Raw genomic sequence first — 26,086 nt, 5'->3', positions numbered from 1 at the left:
ACGCTCCGGTACTACTCCGCCGGAACGTTCCGTCGCAGCTCCTCCAGCCAGGCGGCCGCGTTGCCGTCGGACGGCGCGCGCCAGTCGCCGCGCGGCGACAGCGATCCGCCCGCCGCAACCTTGGGCCCGTTGGGCAGGGCAGAGCGCTTGAACTGGCTGAAGCCGAAGAAGCGCCCGATGAACACTTCCAGCCAGTGGCGGATCGCGGCGAGGTCGTAGCTCTGGCGCCGGTCCTCCGGGAAGCCCGGCGGCCAGCGCCCGGCCGCGGCGTCGCTCCAGGCATGGGTGGCCAGGAAGGCGATCTTGGAGGGGCGGAAGCCGTAGCGCAGCGTATAGAACAGGTTGAAGTCCTGCAGCGCGTAGGGTCCGATCTTGCCCTCGGTGCTCTGGATCTCCTCGTCCTCGCCGGCGGGCACCAGCTCGGGCGAGATCTCGGTGTCCAGGATCGCCTGGATCGTGCGGCCGACCTCGGGCGAGAACTGTTCCGACGCGATCACCCAGCGCATCAGGTGCTGAATCAGCGTCTTGGGCACGCCGGCATTGACGTTGTAGTGCGACATCTGGTCGCCCACGCCGTAGGTGCACCAGCCCAGCCCGAGCTCCGACAGGTCGCCGGTGCCCAGCACCACGCCGTCGTGGAAGTTGGCGGCGCGGAACAGGTAGTCGGTGCGAAGCCCCGCCTGAACATTCTCGAAGGTAATGTCGTAGACCGGCTCGCCCCGCCCGAAGGGATGGCCGAGATCGGTCAGCATCTGCTTGGCGGCCGGGCGGATGTCGAGCTCGTGCGCCGTGACGCCGAGTGCCTCCATCAGCGCGTGGGCGTTGGTCTTGGTGCCCTTGCTGGTGCCGAAGCCCGGCATGGTGAAGGCGACGATGTCCGAACGCGGCCGGCCCAGCAGGTCGAAGGCGCGGGCCGCCACGATCAGCGCCTGGGTGGAGTCGAGGCCGCCCGACACGCCGATCACCAGCCGCTTGATGCGCGCCGCTTCCAGCCGCTGCACCAGGCCGGAGACCTGGATGTTGTAGGCCTCGTAGCAGTCCTGCGACAGCCGCGCCGGGTCGGCGGGCACGAAGGGGAAGCGCTCGACCTGGCGCTTGAGGCCGAGGTCGGCGTCGGGCGGGCTGGCGCGGAAGGTGAGCTCGCGGAAGCTCCCCTGCCCCGGGCGGCGGCGGTTGTCGTCGAAGGTGCCCTGGCGGGCGCGTTCCTGGCGCAGCAGGTCGAGGTCGATATCCGCCAGCACCGTCTGAGCCGCGCGCGGGAAGCGCTCGGACTCCGCCAGCGCGGCGCCGTTCTCGAAGATCGAGACCTGGCCGTCCCAGGCGAGGTCGGTGGTGGATTCGCCCACCCCGGCCGCGGCGTAGATATAGGCGGCAAGGCAGCGCGCCGACTGCGCCCGGCACAGCAGCGCACGGGTGTCGGCCTTGCCCACCGTGATGTTGGAGGCCGACAGGTTGGCCAGCACCACGGCGCCGGCCAGCGCCGCGTCGGCCGAGGGCGGCACCGGCACCCAGAGGTCCTCGCAGACCTCGGCATGCACCACGAGGCCGGGCAGGTCCTCGGCCCGGAACAGCAGGTCATTGCCGAAGGGGACCTCGGCGCCCAGCAGCGTGATCGTGCCGTGCTGCCCCTGGCCGGAGGCGAAGTGCCGGTGCTCGTAGAACTCGCGGTAATTCGGCAGGTAGGTCTTGGGCACCACGCCCAGCACCTGCCCGCCCTGGATCGCCACGGCGGTGTTGTAGAGGCGCCCGGCGTGCCGCAGCGGCGCGCCCAGCAGGATCAGCGGCCGCAGCGTGGCGGACGCGTCGCGCACGGTGGCGACCGCCGCTTCCACCGCATCCAGCATCGCGTCCTGCAGCAGCAGGTCGTCGATGCTGTAGCCGCTGAGCGAGAGTTCCGGAAACACCGCCAGCACCGCTCCTTGCGCATCGGCGTCGCGGGCGGCGGCGAGGATGGCCTCGGCATTGCGGGCCGGGTCGGCCAGGGTGGTCCGGGTGGTGCAGGCGGCGACGCGGACGAAGCCGTGCCGGTAGAGGGAGCGGAAGCTCATCGCCCGCGCTCCGCGGTGGCTCGGCAGGTCGGACAGCGATGGGCCACGCGCGGGTTCTCCGTGGAAAGCGGTTGCGCCGAGACTTGGCGCCAGCGCCGGGGGCCCGCAAGCCCGCCGATGCCGGCGCCACGCCGCTCCTTAAACGGCGCTGCCGGCCGATCGCTTCAGCACGGAGGCCCCCGCCGGACGCCGATCCGGCGGGGCGGCCCCTCGGATCAGCGGCTGGCGGGCGCGGCCCCGCGCGGGGCGCGGCGGGTCGGCAGTTCGTCCCGCGCGATCGCGCCGTCGCCGTTGCGGTCCCACATGCGGAACATCGCCTCGCCCACCGGCTGCAGCTCCGCCAGCGTCACGCGCCCGTCGCGGTTGCTGTCGGCGGCGCGGAACAGCCCGTCCATGCGGCGGTCGGGGCCGCCCGTCGCGGCGGGGGCGCCGGCGCGGCGACGCGGGGCTTGGCTCTGCACGTAGGCGCGCAGCTCCTCCTCGGTCACGGCGCCGTCCTTGTTACTGTCGGCGGCGTTGAAGCGGGCGGTGATCAGCGCCCAGGCCTCGTCCCAGGTGACGAGGCCGTCCTTGTTGGCATCGGCCTGATCGAAGAGCCGGGTCGGACGGCGCGGCGCGGTGTTCCCCGCGCCGGCCGCCGCAGGGGTGCCGGAGCCGGTGGCCTGCGCCCCGGTCGCCCGGGCACCGTTCGCCTGGGCGCCGCCTGGCTGCGCACTGGCGGCCGGACTGCCGGCCGCAGAGGTGCCGGCCCCCGGCGTGCCGGCCGTCTGGGCGTGCCCTGCGACGGTGCCGGCGGTCGGCAGGACGGCCAGTCCCAGCAGGGCGGCCACGGCGGCGGAGCGGAAGTTCATGCGGGCCATCTCAAATCCTCCCTCGAAGTCACGACCCCGCAGAGGTGGCCCGCCCATGTAACCGGCAACCCCGCCGGCGCGTGAGGAAGAGTGACGGACCCGGCCCACGACGCGCAGCGTCAGCCGCAGGACGCAGGCGCGCATGATCCAGTTCCGCCCGGTCCAGAACAGGCGCCACTGTCGCTCGCCGATCAGGGTCCGGCCGGAGCGCAGGAACCGCATGCCGCCCGCCTCTACCAGGATCGCCACTGGGTGTCGCGGAAGCGCCAGTCACTCTCGGCTTGGCGGCGCTGCTCCTCCGCCCAGCGGCGGCGGGCTTCCTCGTCGCGGCGCCGGGCCTCGTCCCACTGGCGCCGCTGCTCGTCCTGCTGCCGGCGGGCCTCGTCCCATTGCCGGCGCTGTTCCTCGGCCTGGCGGCGCTGCCACTCGTCGCGCCGGCGATCGGCCTCGATGCGCTGGCGGTCGGCCTCGACCTCGCGCCGCTGCTGCTCGGCCCGCCAGCGGTCCTCGTCGGCGCGGCGGCGGTTCTGCTCATCCAGGTAGCGGTTGTAGTTGTCGCGTTCCCGGTTCTGCGCCTCGTCCCAGGGCGAGGCCGCCGCCGGTCCGGTGCCCAGCAGCAGCGTTCCGAGGACGGGGGCCGCCAGGAGCAGCAGCCACCGACGCGAGCCGGGGCGCAGCGCGGTGCGGAGGTGAAGCATTCGCCTTACTCCCTTACCATCTTACTATCTTACTTCCTTACCGCCCCTCCCAACGCGCGGAGGGGGGGATAAGGATGGTTCAGGCAGCAGGCTCCCGCCGTCGCCGGGCAGCGCCAGGGCGTTCCCGTGGTGAAATCAGGGCGACGGGACCGCTTCGCCCGCGCGGACCGGTGCGGTGCGGTCGGCGGCGTGGCGCTTCCGGCCGGGTTCGGCGCGGGGTTGGCCGCCTTGGGCCCTCAGGCCCGCGTGGAAGCGGGCCGTCGTGGGACGGCGCGCTCCGGTGGCGAGGCCCGGATCGGCCGGCGATGCCTCCGCCTCGCGGCTGGCCACGGCACCCATCGGGTGATCGGCGTGGTCGGCACGCTGCTCCCGCGCCGGCTGGTGGACCATGCGAGGCGGCGTCCGCTGCTGCTGGCGGGCAGCGGGGCGACGACCCGGCGCACCTTCCGGTGCGCTGGCCTCGGGAGCGTCCCGAAAAAACGCGCCGGGGAACCGTGCCGCGGTCAGGGCAGCCGGTTCAGCCGGCGCAGCTCAGCACCGCCTGCGCCGCCGCCGCCTGGCAGGGTTCGATCACCGGCAGGCCCACCGCCTCCTCCAGGAAGCGGCGGTGCCCGGCCATGCCGGCGCAGCCGAGCACCACGCTCTCGGCGCCGCGGCGGCGGAGTTCGCGCGCCACCTCCACCAGCCGGGCGCGCGGCGCGTCCTCGTCCAGCAGCTCGGCCATGGCGAGGTTGAGCGGGATGCTGCCGACCGAGCGCGCCTCGAGGCCCAGCGCCTGGAGCACGCGTTCCTGCCGCTGCACGCTGGCCTCCACGAAGGCCACCAGCCCGAAGCGCCCGGCGCGCGCCACCGCCGCGGCGATGCCCGAGCGCAGCGCCCCGAAGACCGGGCGCCGGGTGAGCGAGCGCAGGAGGTCGATCGCCGGGTCGGAAACGCAGGCGATCACGTAGGCGGCCGGCGGCTCCGCTTCCGCTTCCGCGGCCTCGACGCGTTGCGCCAGCGGCTCGGCCACGGCGTGCCAGTCGCGCCAGGTGCGGATCGCGGGCGGGCCGTCGTGGAGGGTTTCCACCTCGAGACGCGGGCCGCCCGGCAGCGCGAAGGGGCGCAGCGAGGCGCGGATGGTTTCGGTGCAGCCCCGGTCGCTGTTGGGGTTGAGAACCAGGATTCGGCTGTTGCTCATGTTTCCTCACGGACCTGCCCGTCGTACCCGGCCTTATACCCGGCACATGGGATGGCTGGTCGCGGCGCCGGGCTGATCGGCACTTCGCGCGTTCGAGGCAGCCTGCGGGGCAAGCACCAGGGCGATGTCGGCGACGCGGCGGGATGGCGGACCATGACGGCCGGGAGGTGGTCAGGCGCCCTGGGCATCGTCACCAATGCGCCGGGCCAGGCACGCTCCCCAGAACAGGCTCGAGAAGAACCAGGTGGGCGGCTCGAATCCCGCATCGGCCAGCAGTTCGGCCACGGCGTCCTCCGAGGCGGGCGGGTCGGCGCCTTCCAGGATCTTGCCGAGCCTGGCCCGCACTTCCTCCGCCGTCGCACCCTGCATGCGCCAGCGCTCACCCCATGCCGCCAGCAGCAGCGGCTGACTGGCATAGGCGTAGCGGTTGCCCGCGAGGATGAGCGGGGCGCCCGGCGCGAGGCGGCTGGCGATCGCGTTCAGGAGCTGGCGCTTGGCCTCCTGCCCCGGCTGGTGATGAAGAACCCCGATCAGGGTTGCGGCGCTGAACCGCCGGTCGGCGGGAAGATCATCGACGTAGCCCAGGTGGAAGTCGGTCCGCGCAGCCAGGCCCTGCCGGGCGACCTCCGCCACGGCGATCTCCATCATCGGCCGCGACGGATCGACGGCCGTGAAGCGCCATTCCGGCGCGAGCCTGCTTGCCGCGACGATCTCCTGCGCGCCACCCCCCGCTCCCACGACCAGGACATGGGCGGCACCTTCGCCTCCGAGCGTCGCCGACAACATGCAGGCGCTCAGCTCGTGGCACGCGTCGTAGCCCGCGAGAGCGATGCGGCTCTGGGCCTGGTACTCGCCGGCCCGTGCCGGATCGAACTTCTGCGCGGCGGCGGTTGACGACATGCGGGGCGACTCCTGTTCCGGAGGTTCAGCTTCCACCGCACGCCGGGCGTCGCGTCGAGCCCGTGACGGCGTTGCAGCCCTGGCAACCGCCCATCAGCACCCCGCCTGCCCCGCAGGGCGCGGCACCGTCACGGTGCCTCATCCCCGGCCAGCCCGCGTTCGGGCAGAGCCGCCTTGGCTTTCCGGTGCTGCGGCAGCCTTTATCCTTTCCCTATTGGCAGGCTGATCAACCGGCCAGCTGCACCGGCTCCTGCGCGGCTGCCCGACCCTGCCTACCCGACCTTGCCTGCCTGAACCTGCCTACCGGGGCTGTGGGCGTAGCGTCCCGGGGCGACGGTCAGGCCTGCGCCAGTCATGGGCCTGGAGCAAACCTCCTCGCTGAGGTATGCGACTAAATCGGCCGAGCTCGGTTGACGCGACATTACAGCCGATACAACGTCAGGTAATCCAACTGTTACTCTGGATGAGCATGGCTGGGCTGGAATTCCGGACGACGCGCGATCTCCTCAAGGATGGCGTGACCCTCATACTGTTCAGCGAAGCTGGTCGGGTCATGGCCGAGATCATCGGGCCGCAGGAGTGCGGCAATGCCGTCGCGGTGATGCCGGGCGCGATCCTGTTTGCCCTCGACCGCAATCCGGACCCGAATGCCATCGCGGTGCTCGACGATGAAGGGCTGTGGCAGGAGGAGTGGGGAAGGCTGCGCGGCAGCAAACTGCGCTCCCCCCTGAAGGACCTGGGATCGCCCGAGCCGATCTAGTGCCTGCCTCGCGGCTCAGGCCCCGCGCCGCCAGGCGAAGTCATCCACGCGCACGAGGTCGCCCCGCTGCTCCGCCAGGGAAAGCGCACGCAGCAGCGCACTCTTGCTCAGCCCCGTGTGCTCGGCGAGTTCCGCCAGGCTGAGCGGGAGATCATGCCCCTGGAACTGGATCATCAACAGGCCGACCACCTGCTCGGCCCGCTGCCATCGGGAGCCCTGGCAGCCCTTGGCTTCTTCTTCTGTCATCGGGGAAAGCTTCGCAGCCGCGATAAGAGTTGGGTCGCGCTACTGCATGCAATGTGCGGTGCATTAAACTCACAAATCCGTTACCGGAGGATCTGCAGCTGGCTGCCGGCGGCGCAGGCAGGAACCAGGTCTATGATCATATTCCTATATCTCAGGCTGTAGCTCGAACACAAGTGTTTCCCTAGCTTCCGCCCGATGCATGTCGCCACCTGGTGCCTGCGCCTCGCACCGGGATCGTTTATCCTGCGATCGATGTCGGGGCCGGCCGTCCGGCGTGCAGCGCGCCCGCCCCCGGAACAGGCGGGACGGGAAACCCCCAGGTCGCCCCCGCCTTACAGATCGTCCATAATCGCCGCGACGTCGGAAAGGATCACGGGTGAGCACAGGGTTGATCGCGCTGCTGGACGACGTCGCCGGCCTGGCCAAGGTGGCGGCGGCGTCGCTGGACGACGTAGGGGCGCAGGCAACCAAGGCCGGCGCCAAGGCGGCGGGCGTGGTGATCGACGATGCCGCCGTGACGCCGCGCTACGTGGTGGGCTTCTCGGCGGCGCGCGAGGTGCCGATCGTGGCGCGGATCGCGCTGGGCTCGCTGCGCAACAAGCTGCTGTTCCTTCTGCCCGGCGCGCTGGTGCTGAGCCTCGTGGCGCCCTGGGCGATCACGCCGCTGCTGATGCTGGGCGGCGCCTACCTTTGCTACGAGGGTGCCGAGAAGGTCTGGCACGCCCTGGCGCCGCACGGTGCCGGGCAGCACGAGGCCGCGGTGCTCGCACCCCCGGAGAACCCGCGGGCGCTGGAGGATGCCAAGGTGCGCAGCGCCATCGGCACCGACTTCATCCTGTCGGCCGAGATCATGGCGATCACGCTGGGCACCCTGCCCGGCGTGCCGCTGTGGGAACAGGCGGTGGTGCTGGCGATCGTGGGGATCGGCATCACGCTGGTGGTTTACGGCGCCGTGGCGCTGATCGTGAAGGCCGACGACGCCGGGGTGGCGATGGCCCGGGGCGAGCGGCCGGTCTCGGCCATCTTCCGCGGGACGGGAACCGCCAACGGGGCCGACCGCGCGGTGCGGCCGCTGACGCAGGCGGTCGGGCGCGGGCTGGTGGTGGGGATGCCGTGGTTCCTGCGCGCCCTGGCGGTTGTCGGCACGGCGGCGATGGTGTGGGTGGGCGGCGGCATCATCGTGCACGCGCTGGCGGGCTACGGGGTGCCCGGGCCCGAGCACGTGATCCACGACGCGGCGGTGGGTGCGGCGGGCGCCCTGCCGGCGGTGGCGGGTGCGGTGGAATGGTTCGTGACGGCGGCGGGTTCCGGCGTGGTCGGGCTGGTGCTGGGCGCGGTGCTGATCCCGGTGGTGCAGTTCCTCGTGGCGCCGGTGCTACGGGCGGTACGGGGCCGGCGCGCGGCCGGACGGGCGACCGGACGGGTGGCCTGACGCAGCGACGCGGCGCCGGGTTCCCGGCCCGGAGGCGCTAGGTCCCGTCCACTTCCGCCGCGACCGGCAGGCAGATGCTGCATTCCAGCCCCTCGGGGCGGAAGTCGAGCTTCACCGTGCCGCCGAGGTCGCGCACCAGGCCGTGTTCCAGCAGTCGCGACCCAAAGCCCTGGCGCTGCGGCGGCGCCACCGCGGGCCCGTCGTGCTCGCGCCAGGTCACGTCCACGAGCCAGCCGCCGCTCCGCGCCTCGCGCAGGCTCCAGCGGACCTCGACGCGGCCTTCCGGCACCGACAGCGCGCCGTACTTGGCGGCGTTGGTCGCGAGCTCGTGGAAGGCCAGCCCGAACATCTCCACCGCGTTCGCCGGCAGCCGCACCGACGGGCCGCTCAGCGCCGCGCGATCGCTGCCGCCGTAGGGTAGCAGCGCGCGCTCCACCACCTCGGCCAGCCGGGCGCCCTCCCCGTCGCCGCGGGTCAGCAGCTCGTGCGAGCGGGCCAGGGCGAGCAGCCGGGCGCTGAAGGCCTGCTGCACCTCGGCCGGCACGCCGGACTGGCGCAGCGTCTGCGCCGCGACCGCCTGCACCGTGGCCAGGGTGTTCTTCACGCGGTGGCCCATCTCGGCCAGCAGCAGCGCCCGGCGCTCCGCCTCGGCCTGGGCGGCGGTGTTGTCGCGAAACACGTTGAGGAAGCCCTTCACCCGCCCGTCGCCGTCGCGCAGCGGCATCATCGAGCCGCTGGCCCAGAAGCGGCTGCCGTCGCGGCGGAGGTGCCAGCGTTCGTTGACGGCACGCCCTTCCTCCATGGCGCGGCAGAGCTCGCCCACGAAGACGCCGTCGGCACGCTCCTGCGGGGGAAAGAACACCTCGCCGGAACGGCCGAGGATCTCAGCCTCGGCGTAGTCCAGGATGACGCGGGCGCCGGCGTTCCAGCCGGTGATCCGCCCGCCCAGGTTCATAGTGATCACGGCGTAGTCCGTGGCGCTGTTCAACAGATGACGGAGCTGTTCGACCTCGGCCCGCAGAGTCCGGTTCTCGGCCTCCAGCTCCCGCAGGCGCCAGCCCGTCGCCTCGTCGTCGGGAAGGCCGAGGTCGCCCGGGAGAAGCGGGCGCTGGCCGTCGTCGTCGCTGGCAAAGCGGGGGCGCGCCGCGAAGGGCGCCTTGCTGGCCGGCGGGTCATGATCATCGCCCCCATGCGGTGACATGCGCCAGCTCCATCCGGTGGTGATCGCTGCGCCATTCCTGCCGCCACCGTTGCGGGCCGGCTATATCATTTCATGGACGGGTGGCAGGAAACCGCCCCGGTGCAACCGGGGTATGTACCGTCGTTGCAGTTTTGACACACGGAATGTTCCGATAATGTCACATTCTGCCCTGGTCCCCCCTTGCCGCTCCCTCCCGGCACGGGCAGACCCCCGGTGCGCGCCACGCGGCGGCAGCCGTCGCGAGACGCGCCCTCGCCGCGGAGGAGAGCCGCGGCGTTTCCACCGCGGCCGGCCGTGCGGCTCAGCGGTTGGGCGTGCCCGCCTCGCCCAGGTCCCAGTACATCGCGGCGAAGGCGCCGATGCCCTCGCGCAGCGTGGCGGGAATGGCGTGCTCGTCCGGGCCGTGCTGCTTGCAGCCGTTGTAGGAGTGCGGCACCCAGACCAGCGGCACGCCCAGCGCGTCCACGAACACGTCGCCCGGCAGGCCGCCGGAGGTGTTGGGGATGACCTGCACGCGCTTGTCCAGCGCCGAGCCGATGCTGCGCACCGCCCATTGCACCCAGGGGTGGTCCGGGCTGGTGCGGCTGGCGGGCATGCGCAGGCCGGCCTTCTCGATCCGGACCTCGGGGAAGCCGTGCTCATCGAGGTGGCGGCGCAGCACCGCCTCGAAGGTCGAGGGATCGGTGTCCACGGTGTAGCGGATCTGGCAGGTGGCGCGGGCGTCGGGGGCCACGGCGTTGACCGGGTTCTCCGGGCGGCCGGAGATCATCGCCAGCACGATGAAGCTGTTCCAGCCATAGATCTTCTCGGCCGAGGTGAGGCCGGGCTCGCCCCAGTTCTCGTCGATCGTGGCGGCCTCGCCGGCGCCGCCCACGGGGCAGCCGCGCAGGACCTCGCGGATCGCGGGCGGCACGGTGTCGCCGGCCAGCCAGCCGCGCACCAGGATCTTGCCGCGGCGGTCGCAGATCGAGGCCAGCGCGTGGCTCAGGATCACCGCCGGGTCGGGCGTCAGGCCACCCCAGTGGCCGCTGTGCACCCCGCCCTGGCGCAGCGGCACCGTGAGGTCGAAGTGCCAGGTGCCGCGCGTGCCGGTGGCGACGGTGGGAAGCTCGGGCTCCACGCGCGGGCCGTCCGAGGCGATCAGCACGTCGGCCGCCAGTTCATCGGCATGGTCGAACACGAACCGGCGCAGGCCGGCCGAGCCGCGCTCCTCGCAGGTCTCGATGAGTACCTTGATGTTGAAGCCGAGGCGGCCGCCGCGCTCGGCCAGCACCGCTTCCAGCGCCGCGAGGTTGAGGGCGTGCTGGCCCTTGTTGTCCACCGTGCCGCGCCCGTACCAGCGCCCGTCGCGCTCCGTCAGCGTCCAGGGCTTGAGCCCTTCGGACCACTGGTCGTCCAGGCCGCGCACCGTGTCGCCGTGGCCGTAGAGCAGCACCGTGGGACGCGACGGGTCCTCGATGCGCGCGCCGGTGAGGATCGGGCCGAAGCCGGGTTCCGGGTTGGGGTGGACCGCCACCGTGAAGCCCATCCCTTTCAGCCAGGGCTGCAAGGCGTCGGCCAGGTAGCGGCGGCAGTCATCGAGGTGCCCCTCGTCCTGCGAGGTCGACGGGATCGCCACCAGCGCGGCGAGGCGCTCCCGGAAACCCTCGTCGAAGCTCCGGTACGCACGCTCCAGCGCAGCTTCACGACTAGCCATACCCGACCTCCTGATCACGGCACCGAGGATGCGGCGGGTGCGGCCGGCTGTCCAATCCGGGTGCCGGTCGGGCCGGGGTTTCACCATCGCTGGCCCGCGCGTGCACCTGGCCGCCATTCAGACTGCTCATTGAACGGCCGGCGTGCCCCTCGACGGGCGCGATCCACGCCTCCTCGGGTGTTCGAAGGGCGGCAAAGAACCTCTTGCCACTGGGTTCAGCACCCTGCCGATCGAGGCCGCCAGGCCCAGCCAGCGTGCCGGATCTCCGAACGGCCATTACCACCCGTCGGGCCGGTGAGCGCGGTCTGATTTTTGCTGTAGGGTTTGCCGTAGGGTTCGAGGGCGCATCATCCCTCGCGCCCCCGCTCAGGCCGCTTCTCGGAGAGAAGGGGTCGAACCTCATAGAACTCCAGGGTCCGTGATATGCTTCCTCACCGCCGCCAATTCCTATCCGGCCTCGCTCTGGCCGGATTGGCCGTCCCTGGACTGGTTCGGAGCGCCAGCGCCCAGACGGCGACGAAGGTGAGGCTGCAGCTGGGCTGGATCCCTAACGTCCAGTACGCCGGTGAGTGGGTAGCGCTGGACAAGGGCCTGTTCCTGAAGAACGGGGTGGACCTCGACTGGGCCCCGGGCGGCCCCAATGCCCCCGCCGCCCCGGTCGTGCTCGCCGCCGGACGCGCCGATCTTGGCTACACGAGCTGGTTCCCCTTCCTGGACGCGGTTGGGCGGGGCAACGACTTCGTCATGATCGCCGCGGTCTTCGCGAAGAACCCGCTCGGCATCATCTCCCTTCCCAAGCGGCCGATCCGCACGCCGGCCGACCTCGTCGATGCCCGCATCCTCGCCCAGGGTGCGCCGGAAAAGACGGCAATTGATGCGACGCTCGCCATTGCCAAGCTGCCGCCGCGCTGGACGCAGGTGCCCGCCGGCTTCTCGCCCGAGCCGCTGCTGAGTGGCCAGGGCGATGGCTACACGGCCTTCAGCACCAATCAGGTCATCACGCTCGAGAACATGGGGATGACGCTGAACAAGGACTTCTTCTTCACGAGCTTCGACGATCTCGGCTTCCGCTCCTACGGCGCCGTGCTCGCCGCGCCGCGCGCTTATCTGGAGCGCAGCCGGCCGCTCGCGGTCGGCTTCGTTCGCGGGCTGATCCAGGGAATGACCGAGAACGAGCGCGACCCGACCCTGGCGCCGAAGCTCGCGGTGGAACGCTACGGCGTGGATTTCGGCCTCGACCCCAAGCAGCAGGCCCGGCAGAACGTCCTGCAGATCCCGCTCACGCACTATGACGAGCCGAACAAGCCGCTGCTCTCGCTCGACCGTGACCTGATGCGCGGCACCATGTATGACGCCGCCCGGGCCACGGGGCGCACCAACCTGCCGGACATCGACCGTGTCGCCGACTTCTCCATCGTCGCCGAGGCGCATCAGGGGCTGTGAGCATGACCACCGAACGACCTGCCGGCACCGTGGACATCCTTGTCCGCGGCTGCGACGTCGTGACCATGGATGATGCGGGCACGGTGCTGCGCGACGGGGCCGTCGCGGTGGCCGGCGGCCGCCTCGCCTGGATCGGCCCGAACGCCATGGCCGGGGAGATCCGGGCCAGCACCGTGATCGACGGCCGCGGGCGCATCGCGATGCCGGGCCTGATCGACGGGCACGTGCACACGGCCCAGCAGCTCCTGCGCGGCAAGCTTTCCGAGCTCAGCCGCAAGGGGCCGCTGCGCAACCCGCCCTGGAAGAACTACTACATCCCCTTCGAGGGGCTGCTGGAGCCGGAGGACGTCCACCTCAGCGGCCTGGTCACCTACGCCAACATGCTGCTGTGCGGCACGACCTGCTTCGCCGAAGCCGGTGGCCCGCATCCCGACGAGATGGCCCGCGCGGCGGAGGAGATCGGCATCCGCGGCTACGTCGCGCTTTCCACGGTGGACCAGAACACGGCCTTCGCCGGGCGCACCGTGCCGGGCTCCATGCTGATGTCGACGGAACAGGCCTTCGATCGCAACCTTGCCCTCGTGCGCCGATGGAAGGGCGACGGCCGCCGCGTGCAGGCCTGGATGTCGATGCGCCAGATCATCGTCTGCACGCCCGAGCTGATCAGCGCGCTTTCCGACGCCGCCAAGGCCGAGGGGGTGAAGATCCACACCCATCTCGGCGAGGGCACCTACGAGGTGGACTACGCGCTGGAGAACTTCGGCCGCCGCCCGACGGAGTACCTCGACAGCCTGGGCGTGCTCGGTTCCCACCTGCATTGCGCCCACTCCGTCACCCTTTCGGCCGAAGAGGTGGACCTTTACGTCGAGCACAAGCTCTCGGCCTGTCACTGCGCATGGGGCAACTACGGCATCGGCGTTCCGCGGCTGCAGGACATGTGGCGGCGCGGCGTGCCGATCGGGATGGGCACGGATGGCGCGGCCGGCGCGAACACGATGGACATCTTCCAGGTGGCCCATGCGGCACGCGTCGGCCAGGCGGCGCAGATCGGCCATCCCTACCACCAGCGCGTGCCGATGAGCGCCGAGGAACTGCTGAAGATCGCGACCCGCGGCGGAGCGCGCTCGCTGGGCCTGGGCGACGAGATCGGCAGCCTGGAAGTCGGCAAGCGCGCCGACCTCATCCTCGTGCAGACCACCGACCCCGACCAGATGGGGGCGGAGGACCCGCTCTTCCTGGCGTCCTCCTGCATCGTGGGACGCGACGTGCAGGACGTCATCGTCGATGGTGCGCTGGTGGTGAAGGACCGCCGCCTGCTGACGGTGGACCTGGAGGAGATCCGCGCCCGGCTGAAGCAGCGCCGGCCGGAGATCATGGCGCGCTTCGATGCTGCCGTGACGTCCTGATGGGGTCGCAACCGGCTATTGCCGTCGAGGGCGTCACCAAGAACTTCCGACTGGACGACGGGCGACAGTTCACCGCGCTCGACGACGTTTCCCTATCCCTGGCGGAGGGGGAGTTCGTGACGCTGCTCGGGCCCAGCGGCTGCGGCAAGAGCACCATCCTGCGCCTCGTGGCCGCGTTGGAGGAGCCGAGTGCCGGACGGGTGACGGTGGAGGGCCGCCCGCCGGCCGAGCTTTCCCGCCGTCACCGCCTCGGCGTCGCCTTTCAGGACCACGCGCTGCTGCCCTGGCTGGACGTGGCCGCCAACATCGCCCTGCCCTTCAAGGTCGCCGGGATGCGGGTGGATGCCGCGCGCGTTGCCTCGCTGATCCGGCTCGTGGGCCTGTCCGGCTTCGAGAAAGCCCGTCCGCGCCAGCTCTCGGGCGGGATGCGCCAGCGCGTGGCCATCGCCCGCGCCCTGGTGCTGAAGCCCGACGTGCTGCTGCTGGACGAGCCCTTCGGCGCGCTGGATGCGGTGACGCGGCGCGGCATGAACATCGAGTTGCAGCGCATCTGGACCGAGCAGCGCACCACCACTCTGCTGGTGACGCACGATGTCGGGGAAGCGCTGTTCCTGTCGGACCGCATCATCGTTCTCAGCGGCCGCCCCGGGCGCGTTGCGCGCGTCGTGGAAGTGCCCTTCGAACGGCCGCGCGATCCTTCCATCATGCGCACCGAACTGTTCCACCAGATGGCGGATGACCTGACGGATGCGCTCGTTCCCACCGCAGGGCTGAACGTCGCGAGGCTGGCATGAGCGAGACGCGGCGTGGCTGGCTGCTGGGGGCGCTGGGGACCCTCGCCTTCCTCGCGGCCTGGGAGGTGGTGGGGCAGGAGCGCTGGCTGGGCCTGAGCTGGCCGCCGCTCTCAACCGTGCTCGCCATGCTGGCCGATCCGAACCGCCAGCCGCTTTTTGCGCGCGCTCTGGGGGCGACGCTCTCCTCGCTCGGCACCGGCTACGCGATCGGTGGGGTGATCGGCCTGCTGGCGGCCGTGGTGACGCATCTGCTGCCGATGCTGCATGCGGGGTTGGACCGCACCAATGCCTTTATCCATGCCATCCCGTCCGTGGCGCTGGCACCGCTGCTGATCCTGGTGGTGGGACGCGAGGGAACCCCGGCGACGCTGGCGGCGCTGAACACCTTCTTCATCCTTTATGTTTCCGCCGCCTCGGGGCTGGCCGTCACGCCACCCGCGCTGCGCGACCTCGTGCAGGTGCTCGGCGGCGGGCGCTGGACGCGCCTTCTGCGGCTGGACCTGCCGATGGCGCTGCCCACCATCGTCAGCGGACTGCGCCTGGCCGCGCCCGGGGCGCTGATCGGCGTCATCATCGGGGAATGGTTCGGCGCGCCGCGTGGCCTCGGTGTGCTCGTGATCAATGCGATGCAGAACTTCCAGATCCCCCTCCTGTGGAGTGCGGTGCTGCTGGCGGTAGTGGTGTCCCTCAGCCTCTTCGGGCTCTTCGGCGCATTGCATCGCGGCGTCGTGGCGCGACTGCGATGAGCAACGTGCTGCGGGCCCTGCGAGCCTCCTGGGGTATCCTCGCGATCCTGCTGTGCTGGCAGGTCTGGGTGGGTTTGAGCGGCGTGAACAGCATCGTGCTCCCGAGCCCCGCGGCGATGCTGAGGAGCCTTGCCGCCGACCCCTGGCTCTACGCCGCCAACGCGGCACAGACGGTGCTGCTGGCGCTCGTCGGAATGGTTCTCGGGGTGGCACTGGGAACCGGCCTCGCGATCCTGACCTGGCTTTCGCGCTTCCTGGCGGGGCTCCTGACGCCGCTCGGCATCGTGTTCGCCTCGGTGCCCGTGGTGGCCTTGATCCCGGTCCTCGCGCGCATCTTCGGCTACGACGTGCGGACGGTGCTGGTGATCGTCGTGATCATCTGCTTCTTCCCGGCCTTCGTCTTCACGACCACGGGGCTGCGTGCATTGCCCGCGGGCAGTGAGGACCTTTTCCGCGTGCTGGGTGCCCCCACACGCCGCCGGCTCTGGCTACTGGCCCTGCCGGCAGCGGTCCCGGACTGGTCGGTGGCGCTGCGGCTGGCTGCCGCCAACAGCATCCTCGCCGCCATGGTGGCGGAGTTCCTGATGGGCACGAGCGGGCTGGGCTACCTCTTCGCTGCCGCGCGGAGCGACTTCGACATGGAAAAGGCGCTGGGCGCCAGCGCCATTGCGACCTTGGTGTCGGTGGTGGCCTTCCTGACGGCCTCCCGTTTCGAGAAGCGGGTACGGGATAGCTGGCGCTAGGCGATAGGCCCCGAGCGGTGCCTCGGCCCGACTTCGAGGTCGCGAGGGTGCAAGGCTTGAGGCCACGTCCGGCACGTTGCCTTACGGTGCGCTGAGGGCGCTGCCGCCGGGCTCCGGGGCGGCAGAGCGAGAGGTGGGGCTGCTCCGGGGAAATGTTGCCGTGCCGCCGGGCCGCGGGCTGCGCCTGCTGATACACCGCGCCAGGACCGATCGGCGCGGCGCCGGCCAGGAGGTCGCGGTCTGGGCCGGCCCGGCCGGACCGGCCCTGTGACCCGCCACCGCCCTGCCGCAGGGCGCGATCCCGTCCCTTTTGTGCAAAATTGTTTTTCCCTGCCGGTGGTCTCCCCCCACCGCTCCAGGCTGTAGCCTCGGCATCACTCATCCCGGAACGGGGCAAGCAAGAAAATGCATGGGGGAGATGATGAGCTTCGAGGGAGAACTGGACGGTCGCCTGCCGAAGTACCGGCCCTTCCCGTCTGAGGCACCGCGCCGTTTGCTCTCGCTCGGCTGGAACTGGCAGACGCTGCTGCCGGCGGCCGGGGTGCTCATCGGCTGCGCCCTGAGCATCGGTCCTTTCCTGGCCACCCTGGTACAGAGCCTGGTCCTGTGGGACGGGCCGCTGTTCCATCTCACGCTCGCGAATTTCGCGGCCTTGCTGACCAGCCCCCGCTTCTTCTCGGCCGTCGGCAACACCCTCCTGTGCGGCGTTGCTGCGACGCTGCTCAGCTGCGTCTTCGGACTGGGTCTGGCCTGGATCACCCTGCGCACCGATCTGCCCGGGCGCTCCTGGTTCGAAACGCTCAACGTCGTGCCCTTTTTCCTGTCGCCCTACGTCGGTGCGCTCAGCTGGATGTACCTGCTGGCTCCGCACAGCGGGCTGGTTCAGACCACGGCGCGGGACTGGTTCGGTATTTCGCTGGACTTCCTCGACATCTACGGCCGCGGCGGGGTCATCTGGGTGCTGTCGCTGTTCTACACGCCCTACATCTACCTCTTCGTCAGTGGCCCGATGGGGCAGATGGACGGATCGCTCGAGGACAGCGCCCGCGTGCACGGTGCTTCGCTGCTCAGCACGTTACGTCACATCACGCTGCCCCTGGTGATGCCGGCCCTGCTGGCGGGTGCCGTGATCGTCTTCGTCACCAGCGCGGGCCTGTTTGACGTGCCGCTGGCCCTGGCGTCGCCGGTCCGCATCCGTACCGTGCCCACCGAGATCTACGCTGCCGTCCAGTACCCTGCCGACTTCGGCGCCGCGGCCAGCTACGGCGTCATCATCATGGCGGTGACGCTGATCCTGACGCTGGCACAGCGCGCCTACCTCGCGCGGCACCGCTACGAGATCGTGTCGGGCAAGGGCTACAAGCCGCGTCTCATCCACCTACGCGGAGTGCCCAGGGCTTTCGCCATGGCGGCTGAACTCTTCTACGTTCTCTGCGCCGTGGCTCTGCCGATCGTAGCCCTGATGATGGTCAGCGTTTCGCCCATCTGGACCGGCCGGCTCAACCCCTCATTCCTGTCACTGGAGAACTACCGCTACATCCTGTTCAGCTACCCGCTGACGCGCGACGCCATCAGCAACAGCCTCATCCTCGCCGTGCTGACGGCCAGCGCCGCCGTCGTGGTGGGCGTGCTGCAGGCCTACTACCTGAACCGCGGCAAGCCCCACAGGCGCGGGCTGGCGGAAGCGGTGGTGTCGATCCCGCTGGGCATTCCGGGCATCATCCTGGGGCTGGGCTTCCTGATCATCGCCCTGCGCACGCCGCTCTACAGCACGCTGAGCATCCTGCTGATCGCCTATGTCGCGCGCTCCTACCCCTTCGCCACCCGCGCCATCTCCTCGATGTTCCTGGCGATCAACCCGGAACTCGAGCACAGCGCCCGAGTGAGCGGTGCCGGCTGGTGGACCACGATGCGGCTGATCATGCTGCCGCTGCTCCGCCCTGCCATCGCCGCTGCCTGGCTGATGCTGTTCGTGATGACGATCCGCGAACTCGGCGCCACGATCCTGCTCTACGCACAAGGAACCGAGACCATCAGCGTGGCGCTGGTGCTGCTGGCCGAGCGCGGCACCGGCTACGTCGCAGCCCTGTCGATGGTGCAGCTCGTGCTGCTGCTCGCCGCCTTCGTCGTCAGCCGCCTCCTGCGAGCTTCGATGGCGCAGAGCTGACGCGGAACCTGAGTTTCTCAAGATCATCCACGACGCGGGATCGGAAGGGCGGAAAACATGACGGGCGTGATCGAAGTCCGGGGCCTCAACAAATCCTACGGCTCCTATGCAGCGACGCGGGATGTGAGTTTCAGGGTCGCGGAAGGTCATACGCTGGGCCTCCTGGGACCGAGCGGCTGCGGCAAGACCACCATCCTGCGCTGCATCGCGGGCCTGGAAACACCGGACTCCGGCTTCATCAGCATCGGCGGCCACGTGGTTTACGACAGCCAGGCCGGCATCAACCTGGCGCCCGAGAAGCGCGAGCTCGGCGTAGTGTTCCAGTCCTACGCGATCTGGCCCCATATGACGGTGGCCGAGAACGTCGGCTTTCCGCTGCGCATCCGCGGCGTGCCGAAGGCGGAGCGCGACCACCGGGTGGCCGAGCTCCTGGACGTCGTGGGCCTCGCGGGGTTCGGTGGCCGTTCCGCCACGCAGCTGAGCGGCGGACAGCAGCAGCGCGTGGCGCTGGCCCGCGCCCTGGTCCACCGGTCCAGGCTCGTCTTGTTCGACGAGGCCTTGTCCAACCTCGACGCCCAGCTGCGCGAGCACATGCGGGTGGAGCTCAAGCTCCTGCAGCAGAAGCTGGGCTTCACCGCCATCTACGTGACCCACGATCAGGCCGAAGCCTTCGGGCTGGCGGAAACCGTGGTGCTGATGAACCGCGGCCGGATCGAGGCGGCCGGCGCCGCACGCGACATTTTCGGTGCACCGGGTTCCGCCTTCTCCGCACGCTTCTTCGGTCTCAACCTGGCGCCCGGCCGCATCGAACGTGTCGATCCACCCTTTGCTCAGATCGACCTCGGGCAGGGCATCCGCGTGCGCGGCCGTCTCGGCACGGGCGAGGGACGGCTGCGGCAGGGCGACGACGCCATCCTGGGCATCCGGCGGGAACACGTCCGCCTGGGTGACCGCGTGACGGCGCCTTCGGCCGGCAGCGAGTTGCCGGACAGCTACAGCGGCAGCGTTCGGGCAACCTCGTTTCAGGGCTTGAGCGAGGAGCTGGTGATCACGCTGGGTCAGCACCAGCTGCGGGCGGTGCAGCCGCTTTCAAACCTCCGGGTCAACGACACCGTGCCCGTGCGATTGAAGCCGGAGGAGGTCTTCATCTTCCCGGCCGAGGACGGGCGTGGAGCCTGATCGTCCCGAGGATGCTGACGGCTGATGCTGGCGGCTGATGATCCCGATCGTTGAGGATCGGGAAAATGACATCGTCGCCTCCGGCACGCCTTCAGCCCCATGTGCCCGCCTAGACTTGCCTGTGCGAGGGGGGCGGCCGTCCCGACAGTGTCGCCTTCGCGTCAACGAGAAACGGTCCACGGAGCGATGGGCCGCAGGATGTGGGAGGAACGCATGATTTCACGCCGCCAGGTGGCCGGGTTCCTCGGTGTCACGGCGCTCGGCATGCCGCTGGTCGGACGCGGTGCCGGCGCGCAGACACCCCCGGGCCTCGCCGATCCCGTCAGCCGGGAAGCCTTGCAGCCGCTGGTCGAGGGCGCAAAGAAGGAGGGTAGCCTCACCTACTGGGACACCATCATCCAGCCCGACAGCAATGACGAGCTGGCCGCTGCCTTCCGCAAGCATTACGGCCTGCCCGGCAGCTTCCGCGTGAACTACTCCGTGGCGGGTTCGCTCGCGTTGATCACGCGGGTTGAGCAGGAGATCAGCGCCAACCGCGTGACGATCGACGTGGCGGCCGTGGGCACGCCCTCCTGGTGCTTTCAGAAGGCACAGGAAGGGGCTTTCCTGGCCTACGATGCGCCGGAATATGCGCATTACGGGCGCAGCTTCGACATGGGGCTCGGTCTGCGTCCCTATTTCGCCTTCAACGGGGCCTACATTTTCACGCCGATGTGGAACGCCGATGCGCTGAAGTTCAACGGTCGTTCGTGGCAGGACCTGATCGGCAGCGTTCCGGCTGGCCGCTTCGGCTATTCCGACGTGTCGCAGTCCGCCGCTCACTTGGCCGCCTACACCATGATGCGACGCATCCTGCCGGCGGAGTATTTTCGCAAGATCGCGGAGATGAAGCCCTTCTTCGCCAATCGTTCGCAGCAGGTGACCGACCGCCTCATCAGCGGGCAGGACCTGATCAACTTCGCGGGCCAGCCCAACCGCGCCTGGCAGTACAACCAAAAGGGCGTGAACCTGAAGGTCTACTACCCGGAGGAGGGCGTACCGCTGATCCCTCAGCAGATGTTCATCCTCAAGGCCGCGCCGCATCCCAACGCTGCGAAGCTGTGGCTGAACTTCGTTCTTTCGGAGGAGGGACAATCCATCATCGCGAAGCGCGAGATCCTGAGTTCCGGCCGCGACGGCTTCGCCAGCCCCTATCCGGAATACGCGCCACCGATCGACCAAGTGAAGGTCATCCCCATCGATTGGAAGAGCGTCTCCGCCGCCGACCTGGACAAGGCGAAGCAGGAGTGGATCAGCATTTTCAATCCCTGATGAGCTGATCAGGACGGAGTGGGCGGCGATAGGGGGTGACGGGGAATTCGTCCTAGAGCCGATCGTGAGCCTGCTTCACGATCAGGCACCACCGGTGTTCTCGGGAAGTCGCTACGGAACTGACCGGTCCTGCGCCACTCCGTCTTGGGGCGCCGCTCTTTCGCGGCGGCACGGAACTTCCCGGCTTCCCCCGGAATGGAGCCGGTGACAGGCTATGTTCTGCCTGAACCCGGATCGAAAACCGGGAGGCAAGAGGAAAAGTTCAGCCGTGAACAAGTTCCAGGCCATGCTGATTTTCACCACGGTCGCCGAGCGCGGCGGTTTCACGGTCGCGGCCAACAAGCTTGATATGTCGCCTTCTGCCGTCACCAAGAACGTGGCGGCGCTGGAGTGCGAACTGGGCGTGCAGCTTTTCAACCGAACCACGCGCAGCATCGCGCTGACCGATATTGGCCAGGAGTTCTACGAGCGTTGCAGTGAGATCCTGGCCGCCCTCGACACGGCCGAGGAGGCGATGCGGGACCGCAATGCCGTCCCGAAGGGGCGCGTGCGCGTCATCATGCCCTACTCCTTCGGACGCGTGACCTTCGTGCCCGAATTGCCGGAATTCCGCCGGCGCTTTCCGGCCATCGATCTCGACGTGCATTTCAGCGACGGCCCGGTGGACCTGATACGCGAAGGCTTCGACCTGGCTGTTCTGGCACGTGACCTTGACGACAGCAGGTTGATCCGCCGCATCCTTCACCGAGGGCCTGAGGTCACGGTAGCCGCGCCGCGCTATCTTGAGGAACACGGCGTGCCGCACACGCCGCTCGACCTCATCGAGCACGACTGCATCATCGGCAATTTCGGCGACGAGTGGAAGTTCCGGACGGCGGACGGCGGCGACACCGTGGTTCAGGTGCGCGGCGCCGTGACGCTGCACAACGGCGATGCGGTGCTGGAGGCGGCGGTTGCGGGCCTGGGCGTCGCACAATCGACCTGGTGGCTGTTCCGCAAAGAATTGGAGCGAGGGCGCCTCGTGCCGGTGCTGGCCGACTACCAGCGACCTGGCCTGCCGGTCTCGGTGCTCTACCCGGCCAAGCGCTACCTGCCCAAGAAGACGACCTCGTTGATCCAGTTCCTGAGCGAGATCACCCGCACACGATCTGAACAGGACACCCCTCTGCCGGTGCTCGCCGCGGGCGCCTGAAAGGCAGGCGGCAGGTCCGGACACCTGGCAAGCTCGGTATCAGCTGTTTGCCAACCTTGCTGCTGCGCAGCCTGGACCCGGAAGAATTTGTCGCGTTCCATCTTCCAGCCCCAGGCCATCCGGCAGAGCGGCGGCACTATTGAGCAAACGGAAAAACGCTCTTCTCCGCACTCAGGCTGATGGCACGGGGGGCCGCTGCTAGGCTCCGGGGTGTTCAAGAGGATCGGGCACACCGGCAACCATGCAGGAACGCTTCATCTCCACGCCCCACGGCCGCATCCACTTCCATCACGGAGGCTCCGGCTCACCGCTGCTGCTGCTGCACAGCAACGGCGGCTCGGCCTACGACTTCGAAGCGGTGACGGAGCGGCTTTCGAGCCGCTTCGAGGTTTTCGCCTGGGATATGCCTGGCCAGGGGGATTCCGACCCTATCACGCGACACGTCTCCGTTGCCGACTACACCGATGCCGCGATCGCCTTCATGGATGCACTGGGGCTGCGCCGGGCCTCCGTGCTCGGCGTTTCCATCGGCGGGGCGATCTGCGTGCGGATGGGGGCGCATCACGCCGACCGGCTCGACAAGCTGTTCATCGTGGAATGTCCCTACAGATCGGAAGCGGAGTGGCAGAAGCAGTGGCCACGCATCGAAGCCAACTTCGCCTTGCCGATCCAGACGCGCGATGCCGTCGCGCCCCGCCTGCGCGAGGTGTCGGAGGAATTCCTGCTTCGCTGGAACATCGACCGCAGCAAGGCAGGCGCGAAAACCATGGTCGACGTGATGTGGGCCCTGCGGGAGTACGACGCCGCGTCTGACCTTGCCCGGGTGCCCGAGGGATCGGTGGTCGTCTTCGGCGATCGTGGCCCTACCATCGGCAACATGGAGGCCTTCATCGGTCCCATGCGCGCGCCGCGTGTCGAGGTGATGCGTGGCTCCGGTCACTTCCCCATGGTCGACGCACCCGACGAGTTCTGCGCCCTGATCGAGCGGCAGACGGGACACGCGTCATGACGCTTCGCACCGGAATTTCTGTGTTGGAGGCTGCGTGATGAGATTGGGCTACTTCGCCATGCCGATGCACCCGGCCGAGCGACCCTGGCGCGACACGCTGCGGGAGGATCGTGAGGCCGTGATCCTGGCCGACCGTCTCGGCTTTCACGACGCCTTTATCGGCGAGCACCTGACCGACAGGGTCGAGGCCATCACCAACAGCCTGCTGTTCCTGGCCACGCTGATTTCCGACACCAGGCAGATCCGGCTCGCCACCGGCACCACGAACCTTTCGCAGATCCATCCCGCCATCGTGGCGGCGCAGGCGGCGATGTTCGATCACCTGGCGGATGGGCGCTTCATCCTGGGAATCAGCCCCGGGGCGCTGAAGACCGATGCCGAGGTTCTGGGTATCCTGGACGAGGACCGCAACCGGATCTTCGCCGAAGCGATCGACGTCATCCTGCAGATCTGGGAGCGTGATCCGCCCTACGACATCGACCTGCCCAACAATCGCTTCAAGGTTTCCACCGCCCGGAGCGGGCAGCTGCACCTGGGCGTGGGCGTGCTGCCCAAGCCCTTTCAGCAGCCTCGGCCCGAGATCGTGGGAACCGTGGTCGCCCCCTTCTCGAAAGGCGTCATCGCGATGGGCGCGCGCGACTTTCATCCGCTCTCGGCCAACTTCCTCCTGCCGAAATGGGCCAGGACGCATTGGTCCGGCTACGCGCAGGGCAAGGCGTCCGTGGGCCTTGCTGCCGACCCTTCGGACTGGCGCGTCGCGCGGTCGATCTTCGTGGCCGACGATGACCGCACGGCCGATCGCTACGGCGGCGGCGATGCGAACAGTCCTTACCGCTTCTACCATCGCCAGATACGCTCCAAGTTCGCGATCTCCGGCCGCCTCGCGGTGTTCAAGGAGCATCCGAACATGGACGACGACGCGGTGACCGACGACTACGTCCTGGACAGGTTGATGATCTCGGGCTCCATCAATCGCGTGGTGGACGAGATCCTCCGCATGCGCGAGGAGATCGGCGATTTCGGCGAACTGGTTTATGCCGGCATGGACTGGGTGGACCCGCAGCTTGGCCGCCGCTCCATGCAGCTCATGGCCGAGGAGGTGATGCCCCGCGTCAACGCGGCGATCGGCCGCGGCGCCACCGCGGCACCCCTCGCCGCCACCGCCTGAGCCACGGGAAAGGACACGAGCCATGGCGATCCCCGAAGTGGTCCGCAAGCCGCCCTTCAACATCACCCGCGCGAGCCACGTCTACCTCACGGTACGCGACCTCGATGCCAGCCGGCGCTTCTACACCGAAATCCTGGGCCTCGTGGTTTCGGCGCAGGAGGGTGGCACGCTTTACCTGCGTGGCATCGAGGAAGCGTGCCACCACAGCCTGGTGCTGCGGCAGGACGACGCTCCGCCGGCCTGCGACGCCGTGGGCATGCGCGTCACGGATGCTGAGGAGCTCGCCCTGGCCGAGGATCACTTCGCGCGCGCCGGCATCACCGCCCGGCGCGTCGAGCGGCCTTATGAAAACGGCACCCTGCGCGTCACCTTCGACGATCGCAGCCCGCCGGTGGAGCTTTGTGCCGGCATGCCGCTGCTGCCGCGCCTGCTGAACGATTATCCCGCGCAGAAGGGCGGCCGCGCGCTGCGCCTCGACCATTACCAATGCGTCGTGCCCGACGTGGATGCGACCGCCGCCCACTTCATGGCGCTGGGCTTCCGCCCTTCGAAGTTCACCACCAGTGTCGAAACAGGCCAGATCGTCAGCATCTTCCTCCATCGCAAGAACAACCCGCACGACATCGTCCTTGCTCAGGGCGGCGGCCCACGGCTGCATCATTTCTGCTACATCGTGTCGGACCTGGCGGCACTGCTGCGAGCCTGCGACGTCGCGGCGAGCTTCGGCCTGGGTCGTAACGTCGAGCACGGCATCGGCCGCCACGGTCCGCCCAACGGCGTCTTCGCCTACCTGCGGGACCCGGACGGCCACCGGATCGAGCTCGGCCTGCCGCCCATGCAGTACATGGATGCGGAGGAGCGTGCGAACACCTGGGACTCCAACCAGGGCCAGGCGCTGATCCCCTGGGGCGCCCTGCCGCCGCAACGCTGGCGCGAGGAAGCCAGCAGTTTCGCCGGCGTGGACGCGGGCGAGGCTCCTGCCGCACGCTGGCTGCCGCAGGTGTAGTCGCCCTATCTGGTCCCCCCCCCGGAACACTGTGGGGCAAGATGGGCGGGGGCCACGGTCCGGGTCCCGTCAGGGCCAGCCATGATGGCTTCGGCAGTGCCTGTGACCTTGGGGGCAATGATCTTCAACCCCCTTCCCGAACGCGTCGGGCGGCCCGCCGCAACCGAAACCATGGCCCTGCCCCCGGCGTCGTGATCCCGCCGGGCTCAGGCAGCCTTCAGCGGCCGCGATGCCTCGCATACCGGGTCAGCTTCGCGCCGGAACATCTCACAGTTTGCGCGGCGGCTCAGCGAAGGCCGATCAGCCTGAGGTTCGCGGCGCGAGATCTGATATCTCGCCTTCCGGCAAGACGATCTCGAAAGCGTTCAGCGTCATGGCAACGAGCGTGTAGTACCCGAGCAGTCCGACGAGTTCGACGACGCCCTGCTCGCCGAGGGCAGACTGCGCAGCCGCGTGCAACTCGGCCGTGATGACGTGGTCCCTATGGAGCATCGTCGCGTAATCGTAGACGATCCGCGCCGTCGGGTCGGCAAGGTCCGGTACCTCACCTGCCGCGATGGCGGCGACGACATCGGGCTCGATGCCGGCCTTCAGACCCTCACGCTTGTGGACGAACCACTCGTAGTGCGAGGTCCAAACGCGTGCCGTGACCAGGATTGCCAGCTCCGACAGGTACGGGCTGAGCGACGTGTCGTAGCGCAGGAACTCGCCGAGGCGCTGGGCACGGTCACCCATCTCGGGACTATGGAGCCAGGCACGTAGCGGCGCCGGTACCAGGCCGCGCTTGCCGGCGGCTGCCGCTGCTGCAACTCTGGCCTGAACGGAACTCATCTCGTGCGGATCAAGATTCCTCACGCGCATGGTGCAGTTCCTTCCAGCATCTGCAGGCAGAAGATCGGCGTTCGTGCGA

Annotated in this window: 23 protein-coding genes; 14 read left to right on the top strand and 9 right to left on the bottom strand. The window is 69.4% G+C overall.

Annotated features, from left to right (window positions below; genetic code table 11):
* Positions 1-11: 11 nt before the first annotated feature.
* The 5 genes from ACFFGY_RS05880 to ACFFGY_RS05860 form a co-directional block, all read right to left on the bottom strand.
* Positions 12-2,048 carry an NAD(+) synthase gene (locus ACFFGY_RS05880; protein ID WP_377043499.1) on the bottom strand — a complete coding sequence of 679 codons (2,037 nt, stop codon included), beginning with the start codon at positions 2,046-2,048 and terminating at the stop codon, positions 12-14.
* Between the two features lie 215 nt (positions 2,049-2,263).
* The gene (locus ACFFGY_RS05875; RefSeq protein WP_377043498.1) at positions 2,264-3,121 is read right to left on the bottom strand and encodes an EF-hand domain-containing protein; all 858 of its coding nucleotides are present in this window, start codon (positions 3,119-3,121) and stop codon (positions 2,264-2,266) included.
* A gap of 11 nt (positions 3,122-3,132) precedes the next feature.
* Positions 3,133-3,597, bottom strand: coding sequence for a hypothetical protein (locus ACFFGY_RS05870; protein ID WP_377043497.1), 465 nt, complete (start codon positions 3,595-3,597; stop codon positions 3,133-3,135).
* Positions 3,598-4,114: 517 nt separating this feature from the next.
* Complete coding sequence (locus ACFFGY_RS05865) at positions 4,115-4,777, bottom strand: aspartate/glutamate racemase family protein (RefSeq protein ID WP_377043496.1); 663 nt, start codon at positions 4,775-4,777, stop codon at positions 4,115-4,117.
* 171 nt (positions 4,778-4,948) lie between these two features.
* A complete protein-coding gene (locus ACFFGY_RS05860; protein ID WP_377043495.1) occupies positions 4,949-5,677 on the bottom strand; it encodes an SAM-dependent methyltransferase in 729 nt (242 codons plus the stop codon).
* 469 nt (positions 5,678-6,146) lie between these two features.
* On the opposite strand from ACFFGY_RS05860, the gene ACFFGY_RS05855 reads away from it, so the two are divergent.
* A complete protein-coding gene (locus ACFFGY_RS05855; RefSeq protein WP_377043494.1) occupies positions 6,147-6,437 on the top strand; it encodes a hypothetical protein in 291 nt (96 codons plus the stop codon).
* Positions 6,438-6,452: 15 nt separating this feature from the next.
* Here ACFFGY_RS05855 and ACFFGY_RS05850 read toward each other — a convergent pair whose 3' ends face one another.
* On the bottom strand, positions 6,453-6,683 hold the full coding sequence (locus ACFFGY_RS05850; RefSeq protein ID WP_377043493.1) for a MarR family transcriptional regulator: 231 nt from the start codon (positions 6,681-6,683) through the stop codon (positions 6,453-6,455).
* Positions 6,684-7,059: 376 nt separating this feature from the next.
* Here ACFFGY_RS05850 and ACFFGY_RS05845 point away from each other — a divergent pair, with 376 nt between their 5' ends.
* The gene (locus tag ACFFGY_RS05845) at positions 7,060-8,115 is read left to right on the top strand and encodes a DUF808 domain-containing protein (RefSeq protein WP_377043492.1); all 1,056 of its coding nucleotides are present in this window, start codon (positions 7,060-7,062) and stop codon (positions 8,113-8,115) included.
* A 37-nt stretch (positions 8,116-8,152) separates the two neighbouring features.
* Here ACFFGY_RS05845 and ACFFGY_RS05840 read toward each other — a convergent pair whose 3' ends face one another.
* Entirely contained in the window at positions 8,153-9,316 is a 1,164-nt protein-coding gene (locus ACFFGY_RS05840; RefSeq protein WP_377043491.1) for a sensor histidine kinase, read from the bottom strand.
* A 301-nt stretch (positions 9,317-9,617) separates the two neighbouring features.
* Entirely contained in the window at positions 9,618-11,012 is a 1,395-nt protein-coding gene (locus ACFFGY_RS05835) for a M20/M25/M40 family metallo-hydrolase (RefSeq protein ID WP_377043490.1), read from the bottom strand.
* A 522-nt stretch (positions 11,013-11,534) separates the two neighbouring features.
* On the opposite strand from ACFFGY_RS05835, the gene ACFFGY_RS05830 reads away from it, so the two are divergent.
* From ACFFGY_RS05830 to ACFFGY_RS05775, 12 genes are all read left to right on the top strand, one after another.
* Positions 11,535-12,455 (top strand): ABC transporter substrate-binding protein, encoded by a 921-nt coding sequence (locus ACFFGY_RS05830; protein ID WP_377043489.1) that lies wholly within the window; start codon positions 11,535-11,537, stop codon positions 12,453-12,455.
* Positions 12,456-12,457: 2 nt separating this feature from the next.
* Positions 12,458-13,861 (top strand): amidohydrolase family protein, encoded by a 1,404-nt coding sequence (locus tag ACFFGY_RS05825; protein WP_377043488.1) that lies wholly within the window; start codon positions 12,458-12,460, stop codon positions 13,859-13,861.
* Positions 13,861-14,655, top strand: coding sequence for an ABC transporter ATP-binding protein (locus ACFFGY_RS05820; protein ID WP_377043487.1), 795 nt, complete (start codon positions 13,861-13,863; stop codon positions 14,653-14,655). The genes ACFFGY_RS05825 and ACFFGY_RS05820 overlap by 1 nt, the downstream gene beginning before the upstream one ends.
* A complete protein-coding gene (locus ACFFGY_RS05815; RefSeq protein WP_377043486.1) occupies positions 14,652-15,401 on the top strand; it encodes an ABC transporter permease in 750 nt (249 codons plus the stop codon). The genes ACFFGY_RS05820 and ACFFGY_RS05815 overlap by 4 nt, the downstream gene beginning before the upstream one ends.
* Positions 15,398-16,144 (top strand): ABC transporter permease, encoded by a 747-nt coding sequence (locus ACFFGY_RS05810; protein WP_377043485.1) that lies wholly within the window; start codon positions 15,398-15,400, stop codon positions 16,142-16,144. The genes ACFFGY_RS05815 and ACFFGY_RS05810 overlap by 4 nt, the downstream gene beginning before the upstream one ends.
* Positions 16,145-16,553: 409 nt before the next feature.
* Entirely contained in the window at positions 16,554-18,311 is a 1,758-nt protein-coding gene (locus tag ACFFGY_RS05805; RefSeq protein ID WP_377043484.1) for an ABC transporter permease, read from the top strand.
* Positions 18,312-18,368: 57 nt separating this feature from the next.
* Complete coding sequence (locus ACFFGY_RS05800) at positions 18,369-19,490, top strand: ABC transporter ATP-binding protein (protein WP_377043483.1); 1,122 nt, start codon at positions 18,369-18,371, stop codon at positions 19,488-19,490.
* Positions 19,491-19,637: 147 nt separating this feature from the next.
* Positions 19,638-20,801 (top strand): ABC transporter substrate-binding protein, encoded by a 1,164-nt coding sequence (locus ACFFGY_RS05795; protein WP_377043482.1) that lies wholly within the window; start codon positions 19,638-19,640, stop codon positions 20,799-20,801.
* Between the two features lie 268 nt (positions 20,802-21,069).
* Positions 21,070-21,993: a LysR family transcriptional regulator gene (locus ACFFGY_RS05790; protein ID WP_377043481.1), complete on the top strand. Its 924-nt coding sequence runs from the start codon at positions 21,070-21,072 to the stop codon at positions 21,991-21,993.
* 241 nt (positions 21,994-22,234) lie between these two features.
* On the top strand, positions 22,235-23,002 hold the full coding sequence (locus ACFFGY_RS05785) for an alpha/beta fold hydrolase (RefSeq protein ID WP_377043480.1): 768 nt from the start codon (positions 22,235-22,237) through the stop codon (positions 23,000-23,002).
* Between the two features lie 37 nt (positions 23,003-23,039).
* A complete protein-coding gene (locus tag ACFFGY_RS05780; protein WP_377043479.1) occupies positions 23,040-24,170 on the top strand; it encodes an LLM class flavin-dependent oxidoreductase in 1,131 nt (376 codons plus the stop codon).
* 22 nt (positions 24,171-24,192) lie between these two features.
* Positions 24,193-25,176, top strand: a complete 984-nt coding sequence (locus ACFFGY_RS05775) for a VOC family protein (protein WP_377043478.1) — start codon at positions 24,193-24,195, stop codon at positions 25,174-25,176.
* Positions 25,177-25,476: 300 nt separating this feature from the next.
* Here the strand turns inward: ACFFGY_RS05775 and ACFFGY_RS05770 are convergent, their stop codons facing one another.
* Complete coding sequence (locus ACFFGY_RS05770) at positions 25,477-26,037, bottom strand: carboxymuconolactone decarboxylase family protein (protein ID WP_377043477.1); 561 nt, start codon at positions 26,035-26,037, stop codon at positions 25,477-25,479.
* Between the last annotated feature and the right edge of the window lie 49 nt (positions 26,038-26,086).

The organism is Roseomonas elaeocarpi, assembly GCF_042433915.1.
GTDB lineage: Bacteria > Pseudomonadota > Alphaproteobacteria > Acetobacterales > Acetobacteraceae > Roseomonas > Roseomonas elaeocarpi.
The sequence above is the reverse complement of the archived record's forward strand: the minus strand, read 5'-3'. Positions and strand labels throughout refer to the sequence as shown.